This is a genomic window from Methylocystis sp. S23, from assembly GCF_054106005.1.
Map to the genome: position 1 here is coordinate 3,304,977 of NZ_CM134185.1, position 26,460 is coordinate 3,331,436.

General features: G+C 65.9%; 21 protein-coding genes. 13 read left to right on the forward strand and 8 right to left on the reverse strand.

Going from position 1 to position 26,460, the window contains the following annotated elements:
• Positions 1 to 130: 130 nt before the first annotated feature.
• Entirely contained in the window at positions 131 to 670 is a 540-nt protein-coding gene (locus ACV7JP_RS16275; protein ID WP_457796693.1) for a DUF2478 domain-containing protein, read from the reverse strand.
• A 122-nt stretch (positions 671 to 792) separates the two neighbouring features.
• Between ACV7JP_RS16275 and ACV7JP_RS16280 the strand changes: the two genes are divergently transcribed.
• Positions 793 to 1,506 carry a VWA domain-containing protein gene (locus ACV7JP_RS16280; RefSeq protein WP_457799111.1) on the forward strand — a complete coding sequence of 238 codons (714 nt, stop codon included), beginning with the start codon at positions 793 to 795 and terminating at the stop codon, positions 1,504 to 1,506.
• A gap of 3 nt (positions 1,507 to 1,509) precedes the next feature.
• Positions 1,510 to 2,217, forward strand: coding sequence for a DnaJ domain-containing protein (locus ACV7JP_RS16285; protein ID WP_457796694.1), 708 nt, complete (start codon positions 1,510 to 1,512; stop codon positions 2,215 to 2,217).
• Between the two features lie 53 nt (positions 2,218 to 2,270).
• Here the strand turns inward: ACV7JP_RS16285 and ACV7JP_RS16290 are convergent, their stop codons facing one another.
• Positions 2,271 to 4,052, reverse strand: coding sequence for a serine hydrolase (locus tag ACV7JP_RS16290; protein WP_457796695.1), 1,782 nt, complete (start codon positions 4,050 to 4,052; stop codon positions 2,271 to 2,273).
• A gap of 271 nt (positions 4,053 to 4,323) precedes the next feature.
• Here ACV7JP_RS16290 and ACV7JP_RS16295 point away from each other — a divergent pair, with 271 nt between their 5' ends.
• The 5 genes from ACV7JP_RS16295 to lipA all read left to right on the forward strand — a co-directional run bounded on the left by ACV7JP_RS16295 (position 4,324) and on the right by lipA (position 11,158).
• A complete protein-coding gene (locus ACV7JP_RS16295) occupies positions 4,324 to 4,662 on the forward strand; it encodes a phasin family protein (protein WP_457796696.1) in 339 nt (112 codons plus the stop codon).
• 185 nt (positions 4,663 to 4,847) lie between these two features.
• The gene (locus tag ACV7JP_RS16300; protein WP_457796697.1) at positions 4,848 to 5,780 is read left to right on the forward strand and encodes a right-handed parallel beta-helix repeat-containing protein; all 933 of its coding nucleotides are present in this window, start codon (positions 4,848 to 4,850) and stop codon (positions 5,778 to 5,780) included.
• A 150-nt stretch (positions 5,781 to 5,930) separates the two neighbouring features.
• Complete coding sequence (gene dnaE / locus ACV7JP_RS16305; protein WP_457796698.1) at positions 5,931 to 9,392, forward strand: DNA polymerase III subunit alpha; 3,462 nt, start codon at positions 5,931 to 5,933, stop codon at positions 9,390 to 9,392.
• Positions 9,393 to 9,806: 414 nt separating this feature from the next.
• Positions 9,807 to 10,142, forward strand: coding sequence for a hypothetical protein (locus ACV7JP_RS16310; RefSeq protein WP_457796699.1), 336 nt, complete (start codon positions 9,807 to 9,809; stop codon positions 10,140 to 10,142).
• A 23-nt stretch (positions 10,143 to 10,165) separates the two neighbouring features.
• Positions 10,166 to 11,158: a lipoyl synthase gene (gene lipA, locus ACV7JP_RS16315; RefSeq protein ID WP_457796700.1), complete on the forward strand. Its 993-nt coding sequence runs from the start codon at positions 10,166 to 10,168 to the stop codon at positions 11,156 to 11,158.
• Between the two features lie 10 nt (positions 11,159 to 11,168).
• Here the strand turns inward: lipA and ACV7JP_RS16320 are convergent, their stop codons facing one another.
• Positions 11,169 to 11,663: a hypothetical protein gene (locus tag ACV7JP_RS16320; protein WP_457796701.1), complete on the reverse strand. Its 495-nt coding sequence runs from the start codon at positions 11,661 to 11,663 to the stop codon at positions 11,169 to 11,171.
• Positions 11,664 to 11,790: 127 nt separating this feature from the next.
• Between ACV7JP_RS16320 and ACV7JP_RS16325 the strand changes: the two genes are divergently transcribed.
• Positions 11,791 to 12,261: a type II toxin-antitoxin system RatA family toxin gene (locus ACV7JP_RS16325; protein ID WP_457796702.1), complete on the forward strand. Its 471-nt coding sequence runs from the start codon at positions 11,791 to 11,793 to the stop codon at positions 12,259 to 12,261.
• A 9-nt stretch (positions 12,262 to 12,270) separates the two neighbouring features.
• Here ACV7JP_RS16325 and ACV7JP_RS16330 read toward each other — a convergent pair whose 3' ends face one another.
• The 5 genes from ACV7JP_RS16330 to ACV7JP_RS16350 all read right to left on the reverse strand — a co-directional run bounded on the left by ACV7JP_RS16330 (position 12,271) and on the right by ACV7JP_RS16350 (position 18,622).
• The gene (locus ACV7JP_RS16330) at positions 12,271 to 12,762 is read right to left on the reverse strand and encodes a CinA family protein (RefSeq protein ID WP_457796703.1); all 492 of its coding nucleotides are present in this window, start codon (positions 12,760 to 12,762) and stop codon (positions 12,271 to 12,273) included.
• Between the two features lie 6 nt (positions 12,763 to 12,768).
• Positions 12,769 to 13,191 carry an alternative ribosome rescue aminoacyl-tRNA hydrolase ArfB gene (gene arfB, locus ACV7JP_RS16335; protein WP_457796704.1) on the reverse strand — a complete coding sequence of 141 codons (423 nt, stop codon included), beginning with the start codon at positions 13,189 to 13,191 and terminating at the stop codon, positions 12,769 to 12,771.
• 413 nt (positions 13,192 to 13,604) lie between these two features.
• Complete coding sequence (locus ACV7JP_RS16340; RefSeq protein ID WP_457796705.1) at positions 13,605 to 14,717, reverse strand: acyltransferase family protein; 1,113 nt, start codon at positions 14,715 to 14,717, stop codon at positions 13,605 to 13,607.
• Positions 14,718 to 14,844: 127 nt separating this feature from the next.
• Positions 14,845 to 17,223, reverse strand: a complete 2,379-nt coding sequence (locus ACV7JP_RS16345) for a putative bifunctional diguanylate cyclase/phosphodiesterase (protein WP_457796706.1) — start codon at positions 17,221 to 17,223, stop codon at positions 14,845 to 14,847.
• Positions 17,224 to 17,407: 184 nt separating this feature from the next.
• Entirely contained in the window at positions 17,408 to 18,622 is a 1,215-nt protein-coding gene (locus tag ACV7JP_RS16350; protein ID WP_457796707.1) for a bifunctional 2-C-methyl-D-erythritol 4-phosphate cytidylyltransferase/2-C-methyl-D-erythritol 2,4-cyclodiphosphate synthase, read from the reverse strand.
• 143 nt (positions 18,623 to 18,765) lie between these two features.
• Between ACV7JP_RS16350 and dusB the strand changes: the two genes are divergently transcribed.
• From dusB to ntrX, 5 genes are all read left to right on the forward strand, one after another.
• Complete coding sequence (gene dusB, locus ACV7JP_RS16355) at positions 18,766 to 19,767, forward strand: tRNA dihydrouridine synthase DusB (RefSeq protein WP_457796708.1); 1,002 nt, start codon at positions 18,766 to 18,768, stop codon at positions 19,765 to 19,767.
• Positions 19,764 to 20,951 carry a two-component system sensor histidine kinase NtrB gene (locus ACV7JP_RS16360; protein ID WP_457796709.1) on the forward strand — a complete coding sequence of 396 codons (1,188 nt, stop codon included), beginning with the start codon at positions 19,764 to 19,766 and terminating at the stop codon, positions 20,949 to 20,951. The genes dusB and ACV7JP_RS16360 overlap by 4 nt, the downstream gene beginning before the upstream one ends.
• Before the next feature lie 28 nt (positions 20,952 to 20,979).
• A complete protein-coding gene (ntrC, locus tag ACV7JP_RS16365) occupies positions 20,980 to 22,455 on the forward strand; it encodes a nitrogen regulation protein NR(I) (RefSeq protein ID WP_457796710.1) in 1,476 nt (491 codons plus the stop codon).
• Positions 22,456 to 22,792: 337 nt separating this feature from the next.
• Entirely contained in the window at positions 22,793 to 25,048 is a 2,256-nt protein-coding gene (locus ACV7JP_RS16370; protein ID WP_457796711.1) for an ATP-binding protein, read from the forward strand.
• On the forward strand, positions 25,048 to 26,412 hold the full coding sequence (gene ntrX / locus ACV7JP_RS16375) for a nitrogen assimilation response regulator NtrX (protein WP_457796712.1): 1,365 nt from the start codon (positions 25,048 to 25,050) through the stop codon (positions 26,410 to 26,412). The genes ACV7JP_RS16370 and ntrX overlap by 1 nt, the downstream gene beginning before the upstream one ends.
• Positions 26,413 to 26,460 lie beyond the last annotated feature (48 nt).

Sequence of the window (26,460 nt, forward strand, 5' to 3'; positions counted from 1 at the left end):
GCCAAGAACCGACCGTGATTTCGACCTTCACCCGGATTTTCACACGCAACACCCCCTTTCGGTTCGCCAGCCAATCTGACTGGCTCCCTGCTTATAGCCGAGCTTTCGGTTGATCGGAATCTGTTCAGCGTCAGGCGAGGCGCGGACGGCGGATGACGCGCTCCCACCATTCCGCCAGCGCGTCGCGCGTCGGCTCCACATCCTCTGCAAGCGGGCCGGCGAAGATGCGCCATTCCTCGCGGAAATGCGGCGAGACCGCCGCGACGACGGGAATGCGCGCCGTCATGGCGGCGCGGAAGGCGTCGCACAGGCCGCCGCGTTCAGCTTCCTGCTTCGAGAATTTGCTGACGACGATCAGGTCGGCGCCCAGGCGCGCGGCGCGCTCGACAGCGGCGCAGGCCATGGCCAGCTCGCTTGTGTCGAGATTGCAGGCGACGGAGCCCGGGCCCAGATCCTGCGAAATCACGAACTCCGCCTCGGACGCCAGATCGCGCAGGAAGATGCGCGAGCGTCCCGAAGCGTCGGCCCCGCGCATTTGCGTCATTCCCGCGACGCGCGCTCCCGCTTGCGCGAGCTCCAGCGCGAAGCTCCGCATCAAGGCCTGCACATTTGCGCTGTCTTGCGCCGGCAGCGCGGCGATGGGCGTCGGCGGCAATGTTTCGCGGTCCATGAGCCCCTCTTCTATCGGCTTTCCCCTGCGCCCGCAGGGCGGGTAAGGTGTAACGCCCCACTTGCTTTAAAGGGCGCGAAGCCGATTTTATACAAGCGTTACGAACAAGCGACGTGAACAAAGTGGGCGACGACCTGAAGAGGGCGCCGGCGCCGCGCCCCGCACAGAACAGCGCCATCGACGCCTTTCTTGAAAAGGCGCGCAGCGTCGCCGAGCCCAGCGGCTCGCGCGGCCGCCTTATATTCGCGCTCGACGCCACCATGAGTCGGCAGCCGACGTGGGATTTGGCGCAATCCATACAGGGCGAGATGTTTCGCACGACGGCGGCGCAGGGAGGGCTCGAGGTTCAGCTCGTCTATTTTCGCGGGATCCAGGAATGCCGCGCCTCCCCTTTCGTGTCCGGAGGCGAGGGGCTCGGGGCGTTCATGTCCCGCATCGCCTGCCAGGGCGGTCGCACGCAGATCGGCCGCGTCTTGCGGCACGCCTTGACCGAGACCCGCGCGCGCCCTGTCGGCGCGCTGATCTTCGTCGGCGACGCGATGGAGGAGAATATCGACCGCCTCTCCATGACGGCGGGCGAATTGGGGCTGCTCGGCCTGAAGGCCTTCATGTTCCAGGAGGGCGACGACCTCCCGACCATGGCGGCCTTTCGAGAGATTGCGCGGCTTACGGGCGGGGCCTACGCCGCCTTTGATCGTTCCGCGCCGCGCCGCCTGGCTGAGCTGCTTGGCGCCGCGGCTGCTTATGCCGCCGGCGGATTGCCGGAGCTGGAGAAACGCGCGGGGCGGGGCGAAGGCGCCGCGCGTTTGCTGCTGTCGCAGATGGGGTCACGATAAGCCATGCCGGTGTTGATGGGATTTCTCGCGCTCGCGCTCCTGCTCTTGGCGCTCAAGGCCTATGTGAAGGCGTCGCCAGCCTTTCTGGCGAGGACGATCAAGCGCGGCGGCGGCTTTTTCCTGGTGGCGCTCGGCGGCTTGCTGCTTGCGCGCGGGCGGCTCGATTTCGGGTTGGCGCTCGGCGTCGCGGGCCTGTGGCTGATGGGTCTCGCCGGACGCGGCGGCCTGGGAGGCGCCGATGGCGGCGGGGGCGTCTCCCGCGTTCGTTCGGCCATGATCGAGATGGAGCTCGACCATGCGACCGGCGCCATTCGCGGCATGATCCTCGCCGGGCGGGACGAGGGAAAGCGCCTCGACGCCTTGACGCGTCCCGCCTTGCTCGAGCTCTACAATGTCTGCCTGCGCGACGACCCGGACGGGGCGCGCCTCCTAGAGGCGTATCTGGACCGCCGGTTTGCCGGATGGCGCGCGGCAGGCGATCCGCACCGAGACCCGGGGGGCGCAAGCGAGGCGCGCGCGCGCCGCTCCGGCTCGATCACCGAGGATGAAGCGTACGAGATTCTCGGTCTGAAAAAGGGCGCGGCCGCCGCCGATATCGCCCGGGCGCATCGCGATCTGATGAAGAAGCTTCATCCAGACCTTGGCGGGGCGACCGATCTTGCCGCCCGAGTGAATGAAGCCAAGGAAGTCCTGATGCGGCGCCATCATTGAGGCGCGCCGCAGGGCCTCTACGTCGTCCCAGGTGGCGGACATGGCGGGCGCTTTCAGTTCTTGGTGGTGAAGCAGGAAAAGCCGGAGCGCTTCAGCGCATTGCAGGCGGAGACGGCGCTCTGCTCCTCGAGACCCGCGAAGCGGGCGCGATAGAGCGTCTCCTTGCCCTTTTGAACCTTCTCGGTGAAAGCCTTGGCGTTTGCCGGGAAGCCCTGCAACTGGCTCCGGGCGCGCGACAGCAGCTCATTCGCCTTGTTCGGATCTTCCGCCGCGCCGATTTGGATCATCCAGCCCGGCCTAGTCGGGCGCGCCGCCTCCGCCCTGGCGACGTTCGAGGTGGAGCGGATCGCCGAGGGGGTCGTGGTCGCGACGGTGATCTCCTTGGCCCTGGACGGGCGGCCGGAGGTCGAGCCGTCGATGATCGCGGCGAGCGCGTTCTTGGCGAGGCTTTTGGCGGCGCCCTTCTTATTGTCGACCGCCGGCTCTTCGGCGCGCTTCTGCACGCCCGATACGAAGGCCGGACGCACCTCTTTCTCCGCCTTTTCCCGAGCGGGGATGGGCGCGGGCGGGACCGGCGCGACGGCGCGGCGCAGGGCGCGGGCCGGGATGGCGGCGACCGCCTCCGTGTCGATCGCGGGCTCCTCGGCGGCGTAGGACGCGCGCTCCGGCTGGCGCTCCGCGACGCGCTCGACGGGGCGGGACGCGACCACCGGATCCGACAGGATGGGCTGCCGCTCGGCGACGATCACGCGCTCGACCGCCGGCGCCGGCACGGGCGCAGGGGCCGCCGCGACGGCCTCCTCCATGGAGGCGTCCTCGGCGATCGCCGCCGCCGTGCGGATATTGGCGCCGCCGCCAATATGGTCCTCGATGAGCTGCGCCATGATGCGATCGCGTCCGCCAGCCGTGGCGCCGCCCATGACGACCGCGACGATGTGGCGCCCGCCGCGACGCACCGAGGTCAGCAGATTGAAGCCCGAGGCGCGCGTATAGCCCGTCTTGATGCCGTCCATGCCCTCGACGCGGCCGAGGAGATGGTTGTGATTGCGATGCAACGCGCCATTATACGCAAAACTGTGCGTGCTGAAGTAACGGTAATAGCGCGGGAAGCGGTCCTGGATCGCCCGGCCGAGGATCGCGAGGTCGTAGGCCGTCGTGATCTGGCCCGGATCCGGCAGGCCGGAAGCGTTTTCGTAATGCGTGTCGCGCATGCCGAGCGCGCGGGCCTTGCGCGTCATCATCTGCGCGAAGCTGCGCTCGTCGCCGCCGATATTCTCGGCGACGGCGCAGGCGATGTCGTTGGCCGACTTCGTCACGAGCGCCTTGATCGCGTTCTCCACGCTGATCGTCTCGCCGGGCTGCAGGCCGAGCTTGGAGGGCGCCTGCGCGGCGGCGCGGGCGGAGATCATCAGCGGCGTGTCGAGGCGAAGATGGCCTTTCTCGATCTGCTCGAAGAGAAGATAAAGCGTCATCACCTTGGTGACGGAGGCGGGGTGACGGAGTTCATGCTCGTTGCGGGCGTAGAGCATCCTGCCGCTATTGCCGTCCATGACGATGGCGGCGAAGCCGCGATGCTCGCCGACGATTCCGCCGCCGCTGTCTCCGCTGGCGGTCGGCGCGTGGAGGCGATGGCTGCGCGCATGCCGGACATAGCCGCGGTGATGCGCGAAATTGCGATGATAGACATGGCGGCTGTAGGAGGCGTGGTGGCGATAGCCATGGCGCCGCGCCTCCGCCGGAATCGCCGTAATGGCGACGAAAGCCATGATGACCGCAAAGATGGCGGCGAGGGAGCGGGGCTGCGCCAAGCGGTCCAGCAGACTGGGTTTCAACATTGCTACTCGCCCTTACGGAACTGGCACATGCACTGGAAGGCGACAACCGGAGATGGGCGTCGCAAAAACGCTACAGTTATTCAGGGTAAGAGAACGCAGTTACCCGGGAGTTAAGCGCCCGACGAATTTTTTCGGAGAATTTTGCGGCGCAACATTTTCATTGACGAACTTTTGTGCAGCGCATATACAGGGACTTGTTAGCAGGCGCGTTTGCCGCGCCGCCAGGGGGCGGCGGATGGAGAATGAGCGCCATTTTATGAGGACGAACCCCATGGTGGCCAATTTCGAAAGCGTGCAGCAGCTCGGGAAGGAGCAGTTCGAGGCGGTGTCCGCCGCCGCCGCGGCCGTCACGAAGGGCTGGCAGAGCATTGCCGCCGAGACGACCGACTACTCGAAGAAGTCTTTCGAGAAAAGCCGTCTGCTCGCGGAGAAGCTCATCACGGTGAAGAAGATCGACGAGGCTTTCGCGCTGCAGTCCGACTTCGCCAAGAGCGCCTATGAAGATTTTATCGCCGAGGCGACGAAGATCGGCGAGCTTTATACTTCGATGACCAAGGAAGTCTTCAAGCCGATCGAGACGGCCGCGAAGAGCTTTACGGCGGCCGAGTAAGGTCCCCAGTCGCCATCCCTTTCGTCCGGGGCGAATCTCCCTGTCACAAGCCCGGCCGCGGCGTCCGCTCGGCCGGGCTTTCGCCATCTGTCGGCGCGGATGCGCAACTGCGCCGTCTCATGCAACTTTTTCCATAGTATCGCGTTAAGGCTTCGTCTGCTTTTGGGCTTATGGGGAATATTTTCATGAGACAGATTCTGATGACGGCCGGCGTTGCGGCCGGCCTGTGCTTCGGCGTGGCGCAGGCCAACGCCCAGGCGACGAGGACCTTCGTTTCCGGCGTGGGCGACGACGTCAATCCCTGCTCGCGCACCGCGCCTTGCAAGACCTTCGCCGGCGCCATCTCCAAGACGATCGCCGGCGGCGAGATCGACGTGCTCGATCCCGGCGGATTCGGCGCGGTCACGATCACCAAGTCCATCACCATTGACGGCGAGGGCACGTTTGCGAGCATTCTGGCTTCCGGAACCAACGGGGTGGTGATCAACATCTCGACGACCTCGCCGGCGCCGACCGTGATCCTCCGCAATCTGTCGATCAACGGCGCGGGCACGGGCCTGAATGGAGTCAATGTCGCGGGCGGCGCGGTGAATCTGCAGGTCGAGAACGCGAAGATCTTCGGCTTCACGCAGACCGGCATCCGCTTCGCGCCCAGCAATGCGTCCTTCACCTCGAAGCTTTTCGTAAAGGACACGATGATTAATGAAGCGGTCGCCGGCGGCGTGACGGTCTCGCCGACCGGCGGTCCCAACGCCTTTGGCGAGTTGAAAAACGTCGCGGTGACCCGCAGCGGCCACGGTCTCCGGGTTCAGGATCGCGGGCTTGTGACGGTGACGGACAGCGTCTTCTCCGAGAACACTGGCGCGGGCGCGACGGTCGTCACCAGCGGCGCGGGAATCTTCACGGAGCTGAACATCAAGAACTCCGTGATCTCCGCCAATCTGACCGGCGTGTCGACCAGCGGCGCGAGCTCGATCATGGCGCTCACGAACACCTCGGTCTTTCTCAACGGCACGGGCGTCTCCCCCGTCGGCGGGACGATCAACACTTTCGGAAACAACCAGGTGTTCGCCAACACGACGAACGGCGCCTTCAACGGCTCGCAGGCGCAGCAATAGACGGCGAGGCGGGCAAAGCGAGACGGCCCCGCCCGCCGCTTCTTTAGTGGATGGACGTCGCGCGGCCGTTTCGGCGGCGTCGCCGGATCGCTAAATTCCTCTCGGGAATTTCACGCCGGCGCCGCCAGCCGGCCGGGAGAGCGGTCCATAATGAGCGCCGAGAAAGCCGGATTCGTCCATCTTCATCTGCATACCGCCTTCTCGCTCCGCGAGGGGGCGCTGACGATCGGCAAGCTGATCGACCTCGCGGCGCGGGACGAGCAGCCGGCGCTCGCCGTCACCGACACTAACAATCTCTTCGCGGCGCTGGAATTTTCCGAGAAGGCGGCCAAGGCCGGCATTCAGCCGATCACGGGCGTGCAACTGCGCGTCGATTTCGCGGACGGCAAGTCCGGGGGCCTGGCCGGACGGGAAGAGGGCTTCGCCAATGTCGTGCTCCTCGCCAAGACCGAGCCCGGCTATCTCAACCTCATGCGGATCGCCTCTCGCGCCCATCTCGACACGGCGGAAGGCGACGAACCGCATGTCTCCCTGGCCGCGCTCGCGGAAGACGCCGCCGAGTTGATCGCGCTGACCGGGGGACCCGACGGGGCGCTCGATCATGTGCTCGCGGCCGGCCGGCCGGAGCTGGCGCGCGCGCGGCTGGAGACGCTTCAAGAGCTGTTTCGGGATAGGCTCTACATTGAAATTCAACGACATAAACTTCAAGTTGAAGGTGAGGTGGAGCCTCAGCTTCTTGATCTCGCCTACCGCCGGGGCGCGCCGCTCGTCGCGACCAACGAACCCTATTTCGCCTCGCGCGGCGACTTCGAGGCCCATGACGCGCTGCTCTGCATCGCCGAGGGGGCCGTCACGAGCGTCACGGATCGGCGCCGCGTGACGCCCGAGCACTATTTCAAGACGCGTTCGGAAATGCTGGCGCTCTTCGCCGACCTCCCCGAGGCGACGGCGAATACGGTGGAGATCGCGCGGCGCGTGAGCTTCCGGCCGCGGACCCGCAAGCCGATCATGCCGCGCTTTCTGCGCGACGCGCCCGGCGACCGCCCGCTGGGCGAAGTGGAGGCGGAGGAGCTGCGCCGCCAGGCGACCGAGGGGCTCGAGGCGCGCCTCGCCGCCCATGGGCCGGCGGAGGGTCACGACCGCGAGGAATATTTCAAGCGCCTCGACTTCGAGTTGAGCACGATCGAGAAGATGGGCTTTCCCGGCTACTTCCTGATCGTCTCGGACTTCATCAAATACGCGAAGTCGCAAGGCATTCCGGTCGGGCCGGGACGCGGTTCGGGCGCCGGCTCGCTCGTCGCCTACGCCCTGACCATCACCGATCTCGACCCGCTCCGCTTCGGCCTCTTCTTCGAGCGCTTCCTCAATCCCGAGCGCGTGTCGATGCCGGATTTCGACATCGACTTCTGCCAGACAAGGCGCGGCGAGGTGATCGACTATGTCCGCGACCGCTACGGCGCGGACCGCGTGGCGCAGATCATCACCTTCGGCTCCTTCCTGGCGCGCGGCGTGCTCCGCAGCGTCGGCCGCGTGCTGGAAATGCCGCTGGGGCAGGTGGATAAGCTCGCCAAGCTCGTGCCGCAGAACCCGGCCAAGCCGGTGAGCCTCGCCGAGGCCGTCGCCGGCGAACTGAAATTGCGCGAGGCGGCCGAGCAGGACGAGCGCGTGGCGCGGCTCTTCAAGATCGCGGGCGCGCTGGAGGGGCTCTATTCCAACGCCTCGACCCACGCGGCGGGCGTCGTCATCGGCGACCGGCCGCTCCATGAAGTGACGCCGCTCTATCGCGACCCCAAATCCGACATGCCGGCGACCCAGTTCAACATGAAGTGGGTCGAGCCCGCGGGCCTGATCAAATTCGACTTTCTGGGCCTCAAGACGCTGACCGTGCTCGCCATGGCGGGCGATCTCGCGCGCCGCCGCGATCCCGATTTCGACCTCGCCAAAATTCCCCTCGACGACGCGGACACCTACGCCATGCTCGGACGCGGCGAGACGGTGGGCGTGTTCCAGCTCGAAAGCGCGGGCATGCGGAAGGCGCTCGTGGAGATGCACGCCGACCGCTTCGAGGACATCATCGCCCTCGTCGCGCTCTACCGGCCGGGCCCGATGGCCAACATCCCCACTTATTGCGCGGTGAAGCTCGGGGACGAGGAGGCCGACTATTACCACCCCAGGATCGAGCCCATTCTGAAGGAGACCTTCGGCGTCATCATCTATCAGGAGCAGGTGATGCAGATCGCCCAGGCGCTCTCGGGCTACACGCTCGGCGAGGCCGACATGCTCCGCCGAGCCATGGGCAAGAAGATCAAGGCGGAGATGGACGCCCAGCGCGAGCGCTTCGTGAAGGGCGCCGTCGAGCGCGACCTGACGAAGGAGCGGGCCAATTTCATTTTCGACCTTCTGGCGAAATTCGCGGATTACGGCTTCAACAAGTCCCACGCCGCCGCTTACGCGCTGATCGCCTATCAGACCGCCTGGTTCAAGGCGCATTATCCGGCGGAGTTCCTCGCCGCCTCGATGACCTTCGACAAGAGCCAGACGGACAAGCTGGCCGAGTTCCGCGACGAGGCGCGCCGGCTCGGCATCGCCGTGGAGCCGCCGTCCATCAGACGATCGGGCGCGGATTTCGACGTCGCGCCGGGGGCGGACGGCAAGCTCGTCATCCGCTACGCGCTGTCGGCCATCAAGGGGGTAGGCGAGGGCCAGGCGGAGTCGATCGTCCGGGCGCGGGGCGACAAGCCCTTCCGGAGCCTGTCGGATTTCGCCGTCCGCATCAATCCGCGCGAGGTGAACAAGAAGGTCCTGGAGAATCTTGCCGCCTGCGGCGCTTTCGACGAGCTGGAGCCCAACCGCGCCCGCGCCTTCGCCGCGATCGAGGCCGTTCTCGCGACCGCCAACCGCCACGCAGAGGATCGCAAGGCGGGACAGAACGCGCTCTTCGGCGCCGCCGAGGCGGCGGACCTCGTCCTGCCGAAGGTCCAGCCCTGGTCGGCCGGCGAGACGCTCAGGCGGGAATATGAGGCGGCTGGCTTCTTCCTCTCCGGCCACCCGCTCGACGCCTATGCCAGCCTCCTACCCAAATTGAGGGTGTCGCGCTGGACCAAATTCGTCGCGGACGTGAAAAACGGAGCGACCGCCGGACGCCTGGCGGCGGTCGTTCTGGACCGTGCGGAACGCCGCACCAAGTCCGGCTCCAAGATGGGCATCGTTCAATTGTCCGACACGACCGGCCAGTATGAAGCCATCCTCTTTTCCGAAGCGCTCAACCAGTATCGCGATGCGCTGGAAAAGGGCGCCGCCGTTCTCGTGACTCTTTCGGCCTCTGTCGAGGGCGACGACGTGCGCGCCCGGATCGTCGCGGTCGAGCCTCTGGCCGCCGCGGCGGCCCGCGCGCAGAAAGGGCTGCGCATCGTCGTTGGAGACCAAAGTCCGATCAATAGGATTAAAGACAAGCTCTCCGGAAAGGGCGAGGGGGAGGTCTCGCTGCTCATCAAGCGGGAAGTCGCGCCCGAGGAGATCGAAATCCGGCTGCCGGGCGCCTATCCGGTTAATGCCGACGTCGCAAGCGCATTGCGGGACATTCCCGGCGTCATCGAGGTGGAATATTTGTGAGGCAAAGCGCGTCTAAACTTCATCTTTTAGATGAATATGAACTCATAAATATATGATAATAATTTATAATAAAGTTCATCCTAAAGCGCTTCCGCAGCATCTGTCGGGGGTCGTCGACATTCGGGCGGGCAGAGGGAGCGGCGCGCGGGTCAGTGGCGCTCGACTCGAACCGTCCTTTCCGGCGCGCCTGGATCAGGAAGCTTCACCCGCCCAAGGCATCGCGTCCGTCGGCCTGATGGACGCGACGTCCGCGATGCGCCGTCGGCGGACCATTGTTGGAACCCGCCCATATCAAGGAATATATTCCATATGAGCGAACGGTCACTGGAAGGAACTTCACAGGCGCGGTCGGCGTTCTGACATGTGGAGCCGTTCGTTCGGCGCCGGGGCGGGGGCGTCTCGGGGGACAATTTCATGACCGCGACAATCGACGCGGCGCTCGGCGCTTCCCAATATGCGTCCTTCGTTCATTTCCTCGCCTTTCTGATTATCGGCGTCATCGTCGGCGGCTTGCTGGCCCAGCCGCGCGAGATTTGCGCATGGACCTTCTCTCTCGCCATGATGGGCGTCTGCGGCGCCTGGCTGGGTGCGGAGTTCGCCCATCTGTTCGGGCAGGTGGAGAGCGGCGGCGCAAACCAGCTCATCGCCGCCTCGGTCGGCGCCTGGGCGCTTGTCTATGTCTGGCGGCGCATGCGCCGGCCCGCTCCCAGCCCCGACGCCGGCGTTGCCATTCAGCCGCCCCATGCATAGATAATGGCGCAGGGAGGCCCCCTGTGCCCATCACCATCGACCTGCTCGAAGACGACCCGCGGCCCGGGGCGAAAATCGGCCGGACCGCCGCCGCTTCGCGTCATCCGGAAAAGGCGGCGCGGCCCGATCAGCCGGTTCTCAGAAAACCCCCATGGATCCGGGTCAAGGCGCCGGGCTCGGCGGCCTGGGCCGAAACGAGCGCGCTTCTCAAGGGCTCCGGCCTCGCGACGGTCTGCCAGGAGGCGGCCTGCCCCAATATCGGCGAATGTTGGGAGAAGAAGCACGCCACCTTCATGATCATGGGCGAGATCTGCACCCGCGCCTGCGCCTTTTGCAACGTCGCGACGGGCCTGCCGGCGCCGCTCGATCCGAGCGAGCCGGGCAGGGTGGCGGAGGCGACGAAGGCCTTGGGTCTCTCCCATGTGGTCGTCACCTCGGTCGACCGCGACGATCTTCCCGACGGGGGCGCCGAGCATTTCGCCCGGACGATTCTGGCGATAAGGGAAACCTGCCCGGACACGACGATCGAGGTGCTGACGCCCGATTTCCTGCGCAAGGAGGGCGCGCTCGAGCGCGTCGTGGCGGCCGCGCCCGATGTCTTCAACCACAATCTGGAGACCGTGCCCTCGCTCTATGTGACGGTGCGGCCGGGCGCCCGCTACTTCCACTCCCTGCGGCTGCTCCAGCGCGCCAAGGAGCTGAATCCGAGGCTCTTCACCAAATCCGGCCTGATGCTGGGCCTCGGCGAGACCCGCAACGAGGTCATGCAGGCGATGGACGACATGCGCGCCGCCGAGGTCGATTTCATCACGCTGGGCCAATATCTCCAGCCGACGCGCAAGCATCACCCGATCGACCGGTTCGTACCCCCGGAGGAATTCGAGGCCTATAAGGCGATCGCGCTCGCCAAGGGTTTCGCCCATGTCGCGTCCTCGCCCCTGACGCGCTCTTCCCATCACGCGGGGGAGGATTTCTTGCGTCTGCGGGCGCGGCGCGCGGCGCGAGGGCCCGCTTAACCGCGCATTTTCAAACGCCGAGCGCGGCCGAAATCTCCGCGAGCGTGGCGCGTTCCGCCGTGCTGACCTTTTCGCCGCCAAAGCCGAGAAACCCGCCTTCCGACGCGGCTTCCGCCACGAGATTCGCGATGTAATGCAGCCAGTTCTTGAAGGGGCGCGCCTCCAGCGGCGCCGCCGCGTCGAGGATCTTCGACATATTGCGCAACTCCTCGAGCGCCCGGATCTTGATTTCCTTCAACTCGACGCCCTGGATCAGGAGCCGCACATCCTCGCGCGCCTTGGTGCGCCCCTCGGGCGTCAGCAGATCGTCGACCACAGCCTTGATAAGGGCGTCCCCGTCCGCGTCGGCCTTGGCCGCGGCAAAGGCGCCGGCGCTCGCCATCCCCTCCTGAAGCGTGCCGATAATTCCGCTCGGATCGCCCGCGCTCACCGCGAAGCCCACCAGCAGGGGCGCCTGCAAAACCTTGCTCCACTGATCCGGCGTAAAGCTCGACCTGTTTGCCATAACCTCTCTCCGAATATGGAATATTGGCCTGCGGGCGTCGGCTAGACTAGACGGTTTGCCGGGCGCGGCAAGGGCCACGGGCGCCGGCGTTTCCTCGTCGGCGGAAATGCCTTAAAAGCGCTGGCTCATGAAAAGCTTTCGCACCCGCCGCCATGTCTCTCACAGCGCCGCCGACATGTTCGCCCTTGTCTGCGACGTCGAAGCCTATCCACAATTCGTGCCGTTATGCGAGGCGGTGAGGATTCGCCGCCGCGCGGAGAAGGCGCCGGGGGTGATCGAGCTCGTCGCCGAGATGCAGGTGGGCTTCAAGGCCATATGCGAGCGCTATGCGAGCCGCGTCACCTGCGATTCCAACACGCTGGAGGTCAAGGTCGACTATATTGACGGCCCCTTCCGCAAGCTCGACAATCGCTGGTCTTTCCGCGAGGAGCCGCCGGGGCCGGATAGCAGGGCACGGTCGATGGTCGAGTTCTTTATCGCTTACGAGTTCAAGAGCATGGCGCTCGGCGTCGTCATGGGCGCCATGTTCGACAAGGCGTTCCAGAAATATGCCGACGCCTTCGTCGCGCGCGCCGACACAATATATGGACGGCGCTGACCCGTTCCTTCAGCTTCCGATCGCCGCGATCAGCATATCGAGGGCCTGATCCACCGAGGCCTCCCGAATCTCGCGCCGGGAAAGAGGGCCGAAGCGCCGTTCGATATGGAGGACGGCGCCGTCGCGGCGGGCGGCGGCGAAATGGACGAGGCCGACGGGCTTCTCCGGCGATCCGCCGCCCGGCCCGGCAATCCCCGTAACGGCCACGGAAACATCCGCGACCGATCGTTCGAGAGCGCCGCGCGCCATGGCGCGGGCGGTCTCGGCGCTGACGGCGCCATGGGCCGCGATGATCGCCTCGGAGACGCCCAGCATCTCCATTTTGGCCGCGTTGGAATAGGTCACGAAGCCGCGGTCGAAGACATCCGACGCGCCGGGAATCTCGGTGAGGGCGCCGGAGACGAGGCCGCCGGTGCAGGATTCCGCCGCAGCGATTTTTAAGCACGCGTTCTTAGCGTTTACGATAATGGTAATCGCTTTTACGGATGCAGTAACAGGCATGGATTTTCAGTCCTGTGCGGGCTTGGCGCGCAGCGCCTTCACGCCGCCGCGCAGCTTCTTGCCTTCGAGCCGGCGGATCTTGGAGCCGAATGTCGGCTTGGTCTTGCGGCGCGGCGGCGGGGGCGGCGCGGCGGCCTCGCGGATCAGCTCGATCAGGCGCTCCAGCGCATCCTCGCGATTGCGCTCCTGCGTGCGGTGGCGCTGCGCCTCGATGAGGAGGACGCCGTCCTTGGTCAGGCGAGCGCCCGCGAGCCGCTCCAGCCGCGCCTTGACGCTCTCCGAAAGGCTCGGCGAACGCCTGACGTCAAAGCGAAGACGCACCGCGCTCTCCACCTTGTTCACGTTTTGACCGCCCGGCCCGGAGGCGCGCAGAAATTCGAGCGAAATCTCGGAGGCGTCGAGGAAGAGGGTCGGCGTGACGCGGATCATGCGGCTGCTGGCCTCGCTTGCGGCGCGCGAATGCGCGCTTTCGACGCTCTATCGGAGATGCGCCGGCCGGTTTGTCAAGGCGCAAGGGGCGGCTGGCCGGGGAGATCGGGCGAACAACGATCTCGGTGGTTGGACGCCGAATACCTCCCCTTTACGGGGAGGTCGGCGGTCGAAGACCGCCGGGTGGGGTTCGCGCCGCCATTATACGGGTGGGGTGTGATCCCACCCGGCCCCCGCATAGCCCGTCGCTTGCGACGGGCGTCTTTCAGACGTCCTATGGCGGGGCTGCCCTCCCCGTAAAGGGGAAGGATTTGCTGCATTCACCCGATCGCCCTGGGCGGTTGGCGCGCGTTTCTGCATGGGCCGCCGCTCCCGAGAGGTCCGAAGCCTGCGCCGCCTTCGGCCTTTTTGCGTTACGGATCGACCGAAGGCAGGCAATCGCGCCGCATCGGCCAGGCGTCGCCGGAGGCGGGCGGCGAAACGTGATTGGGCGTCGCCCGCGAGGCCTTGGGCGGCGGGCCCAGACGGAAGGACGCGGGACGTTCGAACAAAAATGCGAACACGGTGTGGCGTGTCGACGTTCTAACAAAAATTGGAACGATGACCGCCATCGCCGTCACGATCAAGGCGACCGCGCCGCCATTCGCGATCAAGCCCGTTTTGAGCAAGGCGATGCGCGTCGCCGCCATGGGCAGGAAGAAGGCGAGATAAACCACGAGAGACTGCGCGCCGAGGCGCCGCAGCAGGGGCAGGCTGCGCGTTTCCGCCAGCAGCGCCGAGAAGGCGACGACGGCGGCGGCGCCGGCGAAGCCGAGAAGAAGCGACAGGCCGGGCAGGGCGGCGCAACCGGAGATCACGGCGAGGCCGTTGACGATCGCCCAGGCGACGATCGCGGCCGCCGCGCCGCGCATGTTTCCGCGCGCCTTTTCCGCCAGGCGGAAGATTTTCGGCGCGAAGAGATAGCCCGCGTAAAAATAGACGAAACGCGCGGCGAACTCGTCGATGACGGTCGAGCCGGTATGGAGGTCGGCGATCTGCAGGGCGGCGGCGGCGAACAGCACGACCTCCGGCCGAACGCGCCGCAGGAGCTTGGCCGTCACGAAGAAGATCGGCAACAGATAGATGAACCACAAGGTGCCGAAGGGCTCGATCATCGCGAAGGCCAGGCTCCCGAGGACCGAGAGCGGATCGGCGCCGCCGAGCAGGAATTTCGGCGCGCCCTGGATCAGCGTCCACAGCACGAGGAAATAGACGAAGTGCAGGGCCTTGCGGTCGAGATAGTCGCGCCAGGGCCGGTCGATCGTGCGGGAGAGGAAGAGTCCCGCGACCAGGAAGAAATCCGGCATGCGAAACGGCCGCGCCCAGTCGATGAAGCCATGCAGCCATGTGTGGCGGCCCAGCGCTTCCTCGACGCCGAGGGTCGAATGCATCATCACCACGAGAATGATGCACCAGCCCTTGGCGTAATCGACCCAGTCCACGCGCTCCGCTTGGCGATCCATGGGCGCGGCCTTGCTCCAAGGCATCGGCATGCTCCGTCGGGCGCCGTCAAAAAGGCGCCGGCCGCAATGATGGGGGAGGCCGGCGCAATTGTCTTCGATTTTGCTAAATCACGGTAAAATTAACTGAATTCGCCCGTTAAGAATTGCCGGCTCACGCGCTCTTCTTCATCGGCGCGCCGTCCCGCACGCGCAGCAGCCGGCCGAGATTATGGTCGGAGACGAAGCTGAGCAGGGCGTCCGCTTCGAGCGGCCGGCTGAAGAGGTAGCCCTGTATCTCGTCGCAGCCATGCTCGCGCAGGAACGCCTCCTGCGCTTCGGTCTCGACGCCTTCCGCGACGACGCGCAGCTTGAGCGCCTGGCCGAGCGAGATGATGGCCTCCGCGATCGCCCGGTCGTTCGGATCGGTCAGTATGTCGTTGACGAAGGAACGGTCGATCTTGATCTTGTCGAGCGGGATCTGGCGGATCAGCGCGAAGGAGGTGTGGCCGGCCCCGAAATCGTCGATGGCGAGCTTGACGCCCGTGTCCTTGATCGCGCGCAGAACCATCAAGGCGTCGCTGGCGTCCTGCATCACCATATTCTCCGTGATTTCCAGCTCCAGCCATTCCGGCTCCATGCCCGCCTTCGCCAGCGCTTCGGAAATATCCGCGATGATATGGTCGTCATAGAGCTGGCGCGGCGAGAGATTGACCGCGACGGAGATGGGATCGAGGCCCCGCGCGCGCCACGCCATATGCTGGGCGCAAGCCTGCTCCAGCGCCCATTTGCCGATCGGAACGATGAGGCCGGTTTCCTCGGCGATGGGGATGAAGCGATCCGGCGAGAGCAGGCCGAGCTCGGGATGGCGCCAGCGCAGCAGCGCTTCGACGCCCGTGATCGCGCCGGTCGCGATGCTGCGCTTGGGCTGGTAGACAAGCAGGAACTCGTCGCGCTTGATCGCGCGGCGCAGGCTGGTCTCGAGCGTCAGTCCCTGCAGGGTTTGCGTCTTCGCCTTGGGCGAGAAGAGGCGCACGACGCTTTTTCCCTCGGCTTTCGCCAGATACATGGCCGAGTCGGCGTTCCGCAACAGCGTCTCGTCGTCTTGGCCGTCGGCCGGATAGAGGGCGACGCCGATGCTGGCGCTGACGCCGCATTCCTGGCCGGCGATCCGCATTGGGGCGGCAATGCGCGCGAGAAGGGTTTCGGCGACCCGCATCGCCTCCCGCGCCGTGTCGATCTCGTGCAGGACGACCACGAATTCGTCGCCGCCGAGGCGGGCGACGGCGTCGCAGGCGCGCAGGCGCTCCTTGAGCCGGGCGGAGACCTCGCGAAGCAGGGCGTCGCCCGCCGCATGGCCGAGCGTGTCGTTGATCGCCTTGAAACGGTCGAGATCGACGAAGAGGACGCTGAAGCATCTCTGACCCTTCCGGCAGGCGCCCACCTTTTCGCGCAAGAGCTGTGTGAAGAAGGCGCGATTTGGCAGCCCGGTCAGCGCGTCATGGGTGGCGAGATAGCGCACGCGCGCTTCGGCCTCGTGCCGCTCCGTGACGTCTTCATAGATCACGACCGCGCCGCCGCCCTCCTGCGGCGCCTGAGTCGCCGAGACGATGCGGCCGTCGGGAAGGGGGATCAGCGTGCAGGCGGTGACGCCGGCGCTGAGATTGGCGCAGATTTCGCGCGTGACGAGATCGGCGCTCTCTTTCGTGAGGGCGCCGGCCTTATGCAGCGACTCCGCGAAGGCCTCGATGGTCTGGCCGGCGGAGAGGTCGATCGCCTGCGCCCCGAAGGCCTGCGCCACGCGCGCATTGGCGACGACGAGGCGCCGCTCGGCGTCGAACATGCAGAGGCCCTGCGGCATATTGTTGAGCGCCGCGTCGAAGCGCTTGTTCTGCTCCGCGAGCCGCAGCGCCAGCTCGGACGTCTCCTTCCGCGCCAGCAGAACCCGCAGCGTATTGGCGGATTGATAGAAGCAGACGTCCAGGGCGCTGAGGGCGAAGATGACGAAAAGAAAGGCAAGGACGTAATAGGCCGTTTCGTGGCGCATGATCGCGGCGGCGCAAAGCGGCGTGACGTTGAACAGAATTTGTCCGACCGCGATGTTTCGGACGCCCGAGTTGCGGACCACCGCGCCCGCCGTGCAGCCCGTGGTCACGATCAGGGCGAGCATATGAACTACGGCGTCGTCGGTGACGTTGAGCGCGACGACGTCCAGCGCGCCGAGCGCGCCGGAAAAGGCGTAGGCGCCGACGGCGTAGACGGCCTCCCACTTCGCCAGCGCCCTGGGATCATGAATCTTCGCGGGATCGCGACGACGATAGGCGAGGACGGAAATTCCCCGCAGCACGGAGACGAGCGCCATCAAGGCCGCGCAATATGCGAGCTGGGGAAGGCCGGCGAAAAGGGAGACGAAAAGGGCCAGGAAAACGGCGCTGGCCGAGCCCAAAGCGAGCGAAGCAAGCGGCGCATAGAGCGAGTCGACGAGATCCGCCAGAACGTCACTCGTAAGACGCGGATCTTTTTGAAAAAATTTCTTAAAAAAACGCGGCTGCATGACGTCCCTCTGCTCATGCGACTTTGCCGCGCCGAACCTTTACAATTTGCTCCCGAACGTCCTTACCGAAGTCCTAACCGCGGGGCGAAGACTATGATTTTTCGAGTCATTTTGCTTTACCATGCGGGCGCGGCCGGCCGGTCAAGCCAAGATGACGCTTGCGATGGAGCCAAGTCGCCTCCGGTCACTCCGGCAGCCGCACCGTCGCGATCGCCAGCGCCGCGACGCCTTCCCTGCGGCCGGTAAATCCCAGCCTCTCCGTCGTCGTCGCCTTGACGGCGACGCGGCCGATGTCGAGGCTCATGATCTCGGCGAGCTTGGCGCGGATCGCGTCGCGATGCGGGCCGACCTTGGGCGCTTCGCAGACCACCGTCGCGTCGATATGGGCGATCATGCCGCCGCGATCGCGCACCAGCTTGCAGGCGCGCTCCAGGAAGATGCGCGACGGCGCGCCTTTCCATTGCGGATCGGAAGGCGGGAAATGCGCGCCGATGTCGCCCTCGGCGATGGCGCCGAGCACGGCGTCGGTGACGGCGTGCATCAGCACGTCGGCGTCGGAATGGCCGGCGAGCGAATGGGTGTGAGGAATGGCGACGCCGCCGAGCCAGACATGATCGCCGTCAGTGAAGGCGTGGACGTCATAGCCCTGTCCCATTCTTACATCCGTTAGAATGCGCGGGTCCGGGCGGGCCGGGGCGTCGATCTGGTTCATGGCGCGGGCGAAATCCTCTGGGGTGGTGAGCTTGAAATTGGCGGGATCGCCGGGAAAGACATGCACGGCGCAGCCCGCCGCCTCGGCGACCATGGCGTCGTCGGTGAGGTCGCGCTCGGCCGCCGCCGCGGCGCGATGCGCGTCGAGAATCAACGGAAAGCGGAAGGATTGCGGCGTCTGCACGGCGCGCAGCCTCGCGCGGTCGGGCGTCGCGACGACGAAGCCCGCCGCGTCGATCTCCTTCACCGTATCGTTGAGCGGCGCGCCAGGCGCGGCGGCGCCGTGGGTCCGGGCGGCGTCGATCGCGCGGGCGATCAGGGCGGGATCGGCGAAGGGGCGGGCGGCGTCGTGGATCAGCACGATTTCCGGCGCGCCTTCCCGGGCAACGGCCTCGAGCCCATTGCGCACGCTCTCCTGCCGCGAGGCGCCGCCGAGCGCAGGCGCCGACAAGGCGGCGCGCTCCGCCTCGCTCAGCTCCGCCAGGCTTTGCGCGTAGAGTTCGCGGTCGTCAGGGTGTATGACGACCTTCAAGCGCGCTTCCGGCGCGCCGGCCCGCATGGCGCGCAGCGTTCGCGTCAGGACTGTCGCGCCGGCGAGCGCGCGATATTGTTTGGGCAAGCCGTCTCCGGCGCGCGAGCCGCGTCCGCCGGCGACGACGAGAATGGCGATTTCCGTTCGAGCGACCATGCCGCTCTGTGTCGCGTTTCATCCGCTGCGTCAAATAGACGGCGACCCGGCGGAAAAGTCATGTTGCAACTGCGAAGATGGCTGCTTATAGTGTGGGCACGATGACTACTGCTGAAAATGTGGGCGCAAAGGCGCGTCCGCCATTGCAAGTCGGCTCGATCCGGCTCGCAGGCCGCGCTTTTCTGGCCCCCATGGCCGGCGTCACCGATCCAGCCATGCGGAAAATTGCCGAGCGCTATGGCGCCAGCGTCACCGTGAGCGAGATGATCACGGCGGCCGGGGTCGCGCGCGGCGACCATGAGACGGCGCGGCGGCTCGCCTCGTCCAGCGATACAAATTCGGCGCCGCGCGTGATCCAGATCGCCGCGCGCGACGAGCAGGAGATCGCCGCCGCCGCGCGGCACGCCGAAGCGGCGGGGGCCGACTGGGTCGACATCAATATGGGCTGCCCCTGCAAGCGCGTGACCGGCGGCCTCGCCGGGGCCGCGCTGATGCGCGATCTCGACCAGGCGACGGCCCTCATCGCCGCCGCTCGCGCGGCGATACGCGTTCCGCTCAGCGTAAAGATGCGACTCGGCTGGGACGACGCCTCGCGCAACGCGCCGGAGCTGGCGCGCCGCGCCGAGGCCGAAGGCGCCAGCCTGATCACCGTGCATGGGCGCACGCGCCAGCAGTTTTACACGGGCCGCGCGGACTGGGCGGCGATCGCTTCCGTAAAGCGGGCGGTGTCCGTTCCGGTCGTCGCGAACGGGGATTGCCGCGGTCCGGAAGACGCCGCGCATATGCTGGGAATGTCGGGCGCGGACGCCGTGATGATCGGCCGCGCCGCGCAGGGGCGGCCATGGCTGGTCGGCGACGTCGCGCATTATCTCGCAACCGGCCGGCGCCGGGCGCCGCCTTCCCTTGCGGAACGCGGCGCCGTGGCGCGGGAGCATCTCGAGGGTCTGCTGTCCCAGATGGGCGCCGGGGCGGGTCTCCGCCATGCGCGCAAACATCTCGCTTCCTATGTCGACGACGCCTTCGGCGCGGCGAGCGCGCAAGTGGCGGCGCTGCGCCGCGCCCTGGTGACGGCGAACCGCGCCGAGGAGGCCTTCCGATTGATCGACGCTATGTTCAGCGCTGAGCCGCAAGAGGACGCCGCATGAGCCTATCGGACCGCTCGGGACGCGACGACGTCCGGCGCAAGGACTTCGCTCCGCTCCGAATCGTGGACGAGCGCAGCCGGAGCTGCGTGCTCGAGGCGCTGCCCAACGCCATTCTCACCGTCTCGCGCGAGGGCGCGATCGAGGACGCCAACGCCGCCGCCGAGAGCTTCTTCGAGCTCGGCAAGCCCTTGCTTATCGGGCAGAATATCGACCGGCTCCTGCCTTTCGGCTCGCCGCTCACCACGCTCATCCAGCATGTGCGCGACCGCGGCGCGGCGATCAACGAATATAAGGTCGATCTCGGCCGGCCGGGACAGGAGACCGACCGCCGCGTCGACGTGCATTGCGCGCCGCTGCCGGAATCGGACGGCGCCGTGCTGGTCGTGCTGCAAGAACGTACAATTGCCGATAAAATAGACAGGCAGCTCAGCCACCGGGGGGCCGTGCGCTCGGTTTCCGGACTTGCGTCAATGCTCGCCCATGAAATCAAGAATCCGCTGTCCGGCATTCGCGGCGCCGCACAATTGCTGGAGAGCGGCCTTTCCGACCAGGACCGGGCGCTGACGCGGCTCATCTGCGAGGAGACCGACCGCATCGTGCGGCTCGTGGACCGCATGGAGGTTTTCTCCGACGCGCGGCCGCTGAAGCGCGAGCGCGTCAACATCCATTCCGTGCTCGACTATGTGAAGCAGGTGGCGCAGAGCGGCTTCGCGCGGCGCATCAGATTCGTCGAGAATTACGACCCGTCGTTGCCGCCGGTCCTGGCCAATCGCGACCAGCTCGTCCAGGCCTTTTTGAATCTCGTGAAAAACGCCGCCGAAGCCATTGGCGACGACTCGGTGGACGGCGAGATCGAGCTTTCCACCGCCTTCCGGCCCGGCGTGAGCCTGCGGGCGCTCGGCGCGCGCAGCCCCGTGGGCCTGCCGCTGGAATTCTGCGTGCGCGACAATGGTCCCGGCGTGCCCGACGACATCGCCGCGCATCTCTTCGACCCCTTTGTCACCACGAAGTCTTCGGGGACTGGCCTCGGACTTGCACTGGTTGCAAAGATCGTCAACGACCACGGCGGCGTTATTGAATGCGAATCTCTTCCCCGACGTACGACCTTCCGAATTCTGATGCCCATGTATCGCGCCAAGACAGCGGAGAAGCCATCGGACAAAACGGGGGGAGGGCGCTCATGACCCTTCGTCAGCGGGGGAGAATGGTCTGATGACGAGAGGCGAAATCCTTGTCGCGGACGACGACGCGGCCATCCGCACGGTCGTCGCCCAGGCGTTGTCGCGCGCCGGCTACGAGGTCCGGACGACGGGAACGGCGGCGACTCTCTGGCGCTGGGTGCAGTCGGGCGAGGGCGATCTCGTCGTGACCGACGTGGTGATGCCGGACGAAAACGCCTTCGAGCTTCTGCCGCGCATCAAGAAGCTGCGCCCCGAATTACCCATCATCGTGATGAGCGCTCAAAACACTTTCATGACGGCCATCCGCGCCTCGGAAAGAGGCGCCTATGACTATCTGCCCAAGCCCTTCGATCTGAAGGAGCTCGTGGGCATTGTCGGCCGCGCCATGGCCGAGCCGCGCAGGAACGCCGACGAAGCCGCCCCCGAGGAAATGGAGGGGATGCCGCTCGTCGGAAGATCGCCGGCGATGCAGGAGATTTATCGCTCGCTCGCGCGCCTGATGCAGACCGACCTCACGGTCATGATCAATGGCGAGTCCGGCACGGGCAAGGAGCTCGTCGCGCGCGCGCTGCACGATTACGGAAAGCGAAAGAAGGGTCCCTTCGTCGCGGTCAATATGGCGGCGATCCCGCGCGACCTCATCGAGAGCGAGCTGTTCGGCCATGAGAAGGGCGCCTTCACCGGCGCCAATCAGAGATCCGCCGGCCGCTTCGAGCAGGCCGAGGGCGGCACGCTGTTTCTGGACGAGATCGGCGATATGCCGATGGAGGCCCAGACCCGGCTTCTGCGCGTCCTGCAGCAGGGCGAATATACGACCGTCGGCGGCCGCACGCCAATCAAGACCAATGTCCGCATCATCGCCGCGACCAACAAGGATTTGCGGGGGCTGATCCAGCAGGGGCTTTTCCGCGAGGACCTCTATTTCCGCCTGAACGTCGTGCCGCTGCGCCTGCCGCCGCTGCGCGAGCGCACCGAGGATATTCCCGACCTCGTCCACCATTTCTTCAAGCAGGCGGCGAATGAGGGCCTGCCGCAGAAATATATCGAGCAGGCGGCGCTTGACCGGATGAAGAGATATCGCTGGCCGGGCAATATCCGCGAGCTCGAGAATCTGATCCGCCGCCTCGCGGCGCTACATCCGCAGGAAGTCATCTCCGACCAGCTCGTCGAAGTGGAGCTCGAACACGAGCTGCGCCAGGCGAGCGTCGACAGCAAGCCCGCCGCGCCGGGCGCCGCGCCGTCCAGGGAGCTGGAGAACGGCCAGACGCTCTCGACCTCCGTCGAGCAGCATCTCGCTAAGCTGTTCCGCGACTGCGGCGACGGCCTGCCGCCGCCCGGCCTCTATCACCGCATCATCCGCGAGATCGAAATTCCGCTGATCTCGGCCGCGCTTGCCGCGACGCGCGGCAACCAGATCAAGGCGGCGGAGCTTCTCGGACTGAACCGCAACACGCTGCGCAAGAAGGTCAACGACCTGGATATAAGGCTGATGCGCTCGCCGAGGTGAGGCGCTCTCCGCCGTCACTGCGAGGAGGCGGAGACGACGAAGCAATCCAGAGCCAGGATGGGGCTCTGGATTGCTTCGCTTCGCTCGCAATGACGCGAAAGCCAAAACTCCCTCCGCAATATCGAGGACATGCGTCATCCGACCGAAGGCAAGCCCGCGTCACTCGAATGGGCGGGCTTTTTGAAGGATATGCATTCTCCGCCGTCATTGCGAGGAGCGCAGCGACGAAGCAATCCAGAGCCGTGGCGACCTTCTCGATTGCTTCGCTCGCAACTCGCGGGCCCGCCCAAACCGTTGCACATTTGCAACAGTTGCGCCTCGGGCCTATAACCCGGACATGGCCCAGACGCATGATCAGGCATTGTCGGATAATGCAAAAGGCGCGGCGACCCGCGCCTGGTTCGGCCCTGTGGTCGCCATCGGCGCCGTCGGCTGCGCGCTGGCGACCTTTCTCGTCACGGCGGAATTCGGTATTCTGTCGCCGACCGACGATCGGCTCATCCCGCTTCTCGTCGCGAATGTCCTGTTCGTCGGCGTGCTGCTCGTCATGGTGGTCATCAAGGCCACGCGCCTTTACCGCGTGTGGCGACGGGGCGAGGCGGCGGCGCGGCTCCATGTCAGGATTGTCGGATTCTTCTCCGTCATCGCGCTCATACCCGCCATCCTGCTGGCCACCGCCGGCTCGTTGACGCTGGAGCGGGCGCTCAATCCCGCTTTCATGAACGGGGTGAAGATCTTCGTCCACAATACGGCGCAGGCCGCCGAGGCCTTTCAATCCAGCCAGTGCCAGGCGCTCCTCCAGGAGGCCCAGCTCACCGCCTCCGATCTCGACCGCGCGCGCGTGCTCTTCATCACCGACCGCAACTATTTCCACCAGATTTTCGTCTCCCGCGCGAATTTCCTCGGCTTCTCGGTCGCGGCGCTGGTGAAGTCCAATGGCGAGATCATCGACCGCGTGGATGTGGCCAAGAACGCTTCGGCCATCGTCATCGCGCCGCCGGAGTCGGAGTTCGAGAATGCGCGCAAAGGCGAGCCGCTCTGCCTGATGATCGACGACGGCAAGAGCTTCGTGGCGCTGCGGGCGCTCCACGCCTTCGAGAACACCTTTCTCTATGTGACGCGCCCCATCGACCCTTTCGCGATCGACTTTCCCAAGCAGGCCCAGACGCTCATCAGCAATTACGACGCCTTCGACGGCTACCGGGCCGCGGTGCAGCGCGCTTTCGTGCTGATGTATGCGCTGCTGACGACCATCATGCTGCTGTCGTCCATCTGGTTCGGCCTGGATTTCGCCGACCGGCTCGTGACGCCCATCCGCACGCTCATCGCCGCCACCGATCAGGTTTCGGGGGGCAATCTCGCCGTGCGGGTCAAGGTCGACCGCTCGCATGGCGAGCTGGCGCGGCTCGGCGACGTCTTCAATAATATGACGACCGAGCTGAACCTCCAGCAAAGTCGCCTGCTGGAGGCGAATCGAATCAACGACGAGCGCCGGGAGTTCACCGAGGCCGTGCTGGCCGGCGTGCCGGCGGCCGTGATCGGCGTCGACCCCGACGGAATCGTGACGGTCCTCAACCGCTCGGCCGAGGAATTGTCGCTCAACGACGCCAAGGGACAGGCGACGGTCGGCGCCAGCATCGCCGAGGCGATGCCGGAGATCGCGCCGCTGCTTACCGACGCGGTCGAGCTTTTTCCACGCGCCGTGCAGAGCCAGATCACCATCAAGCGCGGCGCCGCCGAGCGCACCTTCAACATTCGCATCACCTCGGCGCGGCGGCTGGACGAGGGCGCGCCGAGCTTCGTCGTGACGCTCGACGACATCACCGACCTCGTCACCGCTCAGCGCACATCGGCCTGGGCCGATGTCGCGCGTCGAATCGCCCATGAAATCAAAAATCCGCTGACGCCGATCCAGCTTTCGGCCGAGCGCCTGAAACGCAAATACGGCAAGCTGATCCAGGTCGACCGCGAGGTCTTCGACCAATGCATCGACACGATCGTGCGCCAGGTCGACGACATCAAGCGCATGGTGGACGAGTTCTCATCCTTCGCCCGCATGCCCAAGGCGCGGCCGGCCCGCGACGACCTTACCGAATGCGCGCGGCAGGTCGCCTTTCTGATGCGGGTCGGCAACGCCGATGTCGATATTGTCGAATCTTACGAGAAAACCCCGATCTACGCGCAATTCGACCGGCGGCTGCTGTCTCAGGCGCTCACCAATATCGTCAAGAACGCCGTCGAGGGCATCGCCGCGCGTCCGCCCGAGGACGCGACCGAAAAGGGCAGGGTGGAGATCAGGCTGTCCGTGCGCGACCGCATGGCGGAAGTCGACGTCATCGACAATGGTAAGGGCTTCCCGGCGATGAACCGGCAGCGGCTGCTCGAACCGTATATGACGACGCGCGCCGACGGCACGGGCCTCGGCCTCCCGATCGTCGCCAAGATCATCGAGGATCATGGCGGACGGCTGGAGCTTCTCGACGCCCCGGCCGGTCAAGGGGCCTGCGTGCGACTCATCCTGCCGCTGGCGGAGGGCGGCCGGACAATTGAAGAACTCGAAAAAACAAGTGTTTCTGAAACGGGTGGGGCCTAATGGCGAGCGACATTCTGATCGTCGACGACGAAGAAGACATCCGCGAGCTTGTCGCGGGCATTTTGGGCGACGAGGGACATGGGACCCGCACCGCCAAGGACGCCGACGAGGCGCTGGCGGCCATCGCGTTCCGCCGCCCCCATCTCGTCTTCCTCGATATCTGGCTGCAAGGCTCCCGGCTCGACGGGCTACAGGTGCTTGAGCAGGTCCAGAAGCAGCATAAGGGCTTGCCCGTGGTGATGATTTCCGGCCACGGCAATATCGAGACGGCGGTCAGCGCCATCAAGATCGGCGCCTATGACTTCATCGAGAAGCCGTTCAAGGCCGACCGCCTGGTGCTGGTCGCCGAGCGCGCGCTCGAAGCCTATCAGCTCCGGCGCGAGCTATCGGCGCTGCGCCAGCGGGCGGGGGCCTTCGACCGCATTGTCGGCAATTCGCCGGCGGCGCATCAGCTCCAGCAGCTCATCGCCCGCGTCGCGCCGGTGAATTCGCGCGTGCTCATCACCGGCGCGCCCGGGACGGGCAAGGAACTCGCGGCGCGTTGCATCCACGAGGCGTCGGCGCGCGCCGGCGGGCCGTTCGTGGTCATCAATTCGGCGACGATCACGCCCGAGAACATGGAGATCGAGCTTTTCGGCCGGGAAGGCCCGGATGGCGAGCGCAAGATCGGCGCGCTGGAGGAGGCCCATGGCGGCACGCTCTTCCTCGACGAGATCGCCGACATGCCCAAGGATACGCAGGCGAAGATATTGCGGGTGCTGGTCGACCAGACCTTCCAGCGCGTCGGCGGCACGACCAAGGTGCAGGTGGATGTGCGCGTCATCTCGTCTTCGGCGCGCGACCTCGCCTCGGCGATCGAGGAAGGGACGCTTCGCGAGGATCTCTTCCATCGACTTGCGGTTGTGCCGATCCGGGTGCCGTCTTTGGCGGAGCGCCGAGAGGACATCCCGGCCCTGATCGACTATTTCATGGAAAATATGTCGCTCGCCTCGGGGATGCCGCGGCGCCAAATTTCCGACGACGCGCTCGCCGTCCTGCAGTTGCATGATTGGCCGGGAAACATCCGTCAGTTGAAGAACAATGTCGAGCGGCTGATGATCCTGACGGCCGGCGAAGCCGGCGCGGCCATCACGGCGGAGATGTTGCCGGCCGATGTCGGTGAGCTGGTGCCGGCGACGCCGGCGGGCGTGCGGGGCGAAAAACTGATGAGCCTGCCGCTGCGCGAAGCGCGCGAGGTCTTCGAGCGCGAATATCTCGTGGCCCAGTTGAACCGCTTCTCCGGCAATATCTCCCGGACGGCGGAGTTCATCGGAATGGAGAGGTCCGCTCTTCACCGGAAGTTGAAGTCTCTGTCGATAGACTAGTATTTTCAGTTTATTATGAGTTTATCTTCACGTATGACCTTAAATAAG

Excerpts from the sequence above, each read along its gene's own strand:
- ACV7JP_RS16275 (WP_457796693.1), bottom strand. The coding sequence starts at position 670 with ATGGACCGCGAAACATTGCCGCCGACGCCCATCGCCGCGCTGCCGGCG.
- ACV7JP_RS16285 (WP_457796694.1), top strand. The coding sequence starts at position 1,510 with ATGCCGGTGTTGATGGGATTTCTCGCGCTCGCGCTCCTGCTCTTGGCG.
- ACV7JP_RS16290 (WP_457796695.1), bottom strand. The coding sequence starts at position 4,052 with ATGTTGAAACCCAGTCTGCTGGACCGCTTGGCGCAGCCCCGCTCCCTC.
- ACV7JP_RS16295 (WP_457796696.1), top strand. The coding sequence starts at position 4,324 with ATGGTGGCCAATTTCGAAAGCGTGCAGCAGCTCGGGAAGGAGCAGTTC.
- ACV7JP_RS16300 (WP_457796697.1), top strand. The coding sequence starts at position 4,848 with ATGAGACAGATTCTGATGACGGCCGGCGTTGCGGCCGGCCTGTGCTTC.
- dnaE (WP_457796698.1), top strand. The coding sequence starts at position 5,931 with ATGAGCGCCGAGAAAGCCGGATTCGTCCATCTTCATCTGCATACCGCC.
- ACV7JP_RS16310 (WP_457796699.1), top strand. The coding sequence starts at position 9,807 with ATGACCGCGACAATCGACGCGGCGCTCGGCGCTTCCCAATATGCGTCC.
- ACV7JP_RS16320 (WP_457796701.1), bottom strand. The coding sequence starts at position 11,663 with ATGGCAAACAGGTCGAGCTTTACGCCGGATCAGTGGAGCAAGGTTTTG.
- ACV7JP_RS16325 (WP_457796702.1), top strand. The coding sequence starts at position 11,791 with ATGAAAAGCTTTCGCACCCGCCGCCATGTCTCTCACAGCGCCGCCGAC.
- ACV7JP_RS16330 (WP_457796703.1), bottom strand. The coding sequence starts at position 12,762 with ATGCCTGTTACTGCATCCGTAAAAGCGATTACCATTATCGTAAACGCT.
- arfB (WP_457796704.1), bottom strand. The coding sequence starts at position 13,191 with ATGATCCGCGTCACGCCGACCCTCTTCCTCGACGCCTCCGAGATTTCG.
- ACV7JP_RS16340 (WP_457796705.1), bottom strand. The coding sequence starts at position 14,717 with ATGCCTTGGAGCAAGGCCGCGCCCATGGATCGCCAAGCGGAGCGCGTG.
- ACV7JP_RS16345 (WP_457796706.1), bottom strand. The coding sequence starts at position 17,223 with ATGCAGCCGCGTTTTTTTAAGAAATTTTTTCAAAAAGATCCGCGTCTT.
- ACV7JP_RS16350 (WP_457796707.1), bottom strand. The coding sequence starts at position 18,622 with ATGGTCGCTCGAACGGAAATCGCCATTCTCGTCGTCGCCGGCGGACGC.
- ACV7JP_RS16360 (WP_457796709.1), top strand. The coding sequence starts at position 19,764 with ATGAGCCTATCGGACCGCTCGGGACGCGACGACGTCCGGCGCAAGGAC.
- ntrC (WP_457796710.1), top strand. The coding sequence starts at position 20,980 with ATGACGAGAGGCGAAATCCTTGTCGCGGACGACGACGCGGCCATCCGC.
- ACV7JP_RS16370 (WP_457796711.1), top strand. The coding sequence starts at position 22,793 with ATGGCCCAGACGCATGATCAGGCATTGTCGGATAATGCAAAAGGCGCG.
- ntrX (WP_457796712.1), top strand. The coding sequence starts at position 25,048 with ATGGCGAGCGACATTCTGATCGTCGACGACGAAGAAGACATCCGCGAG.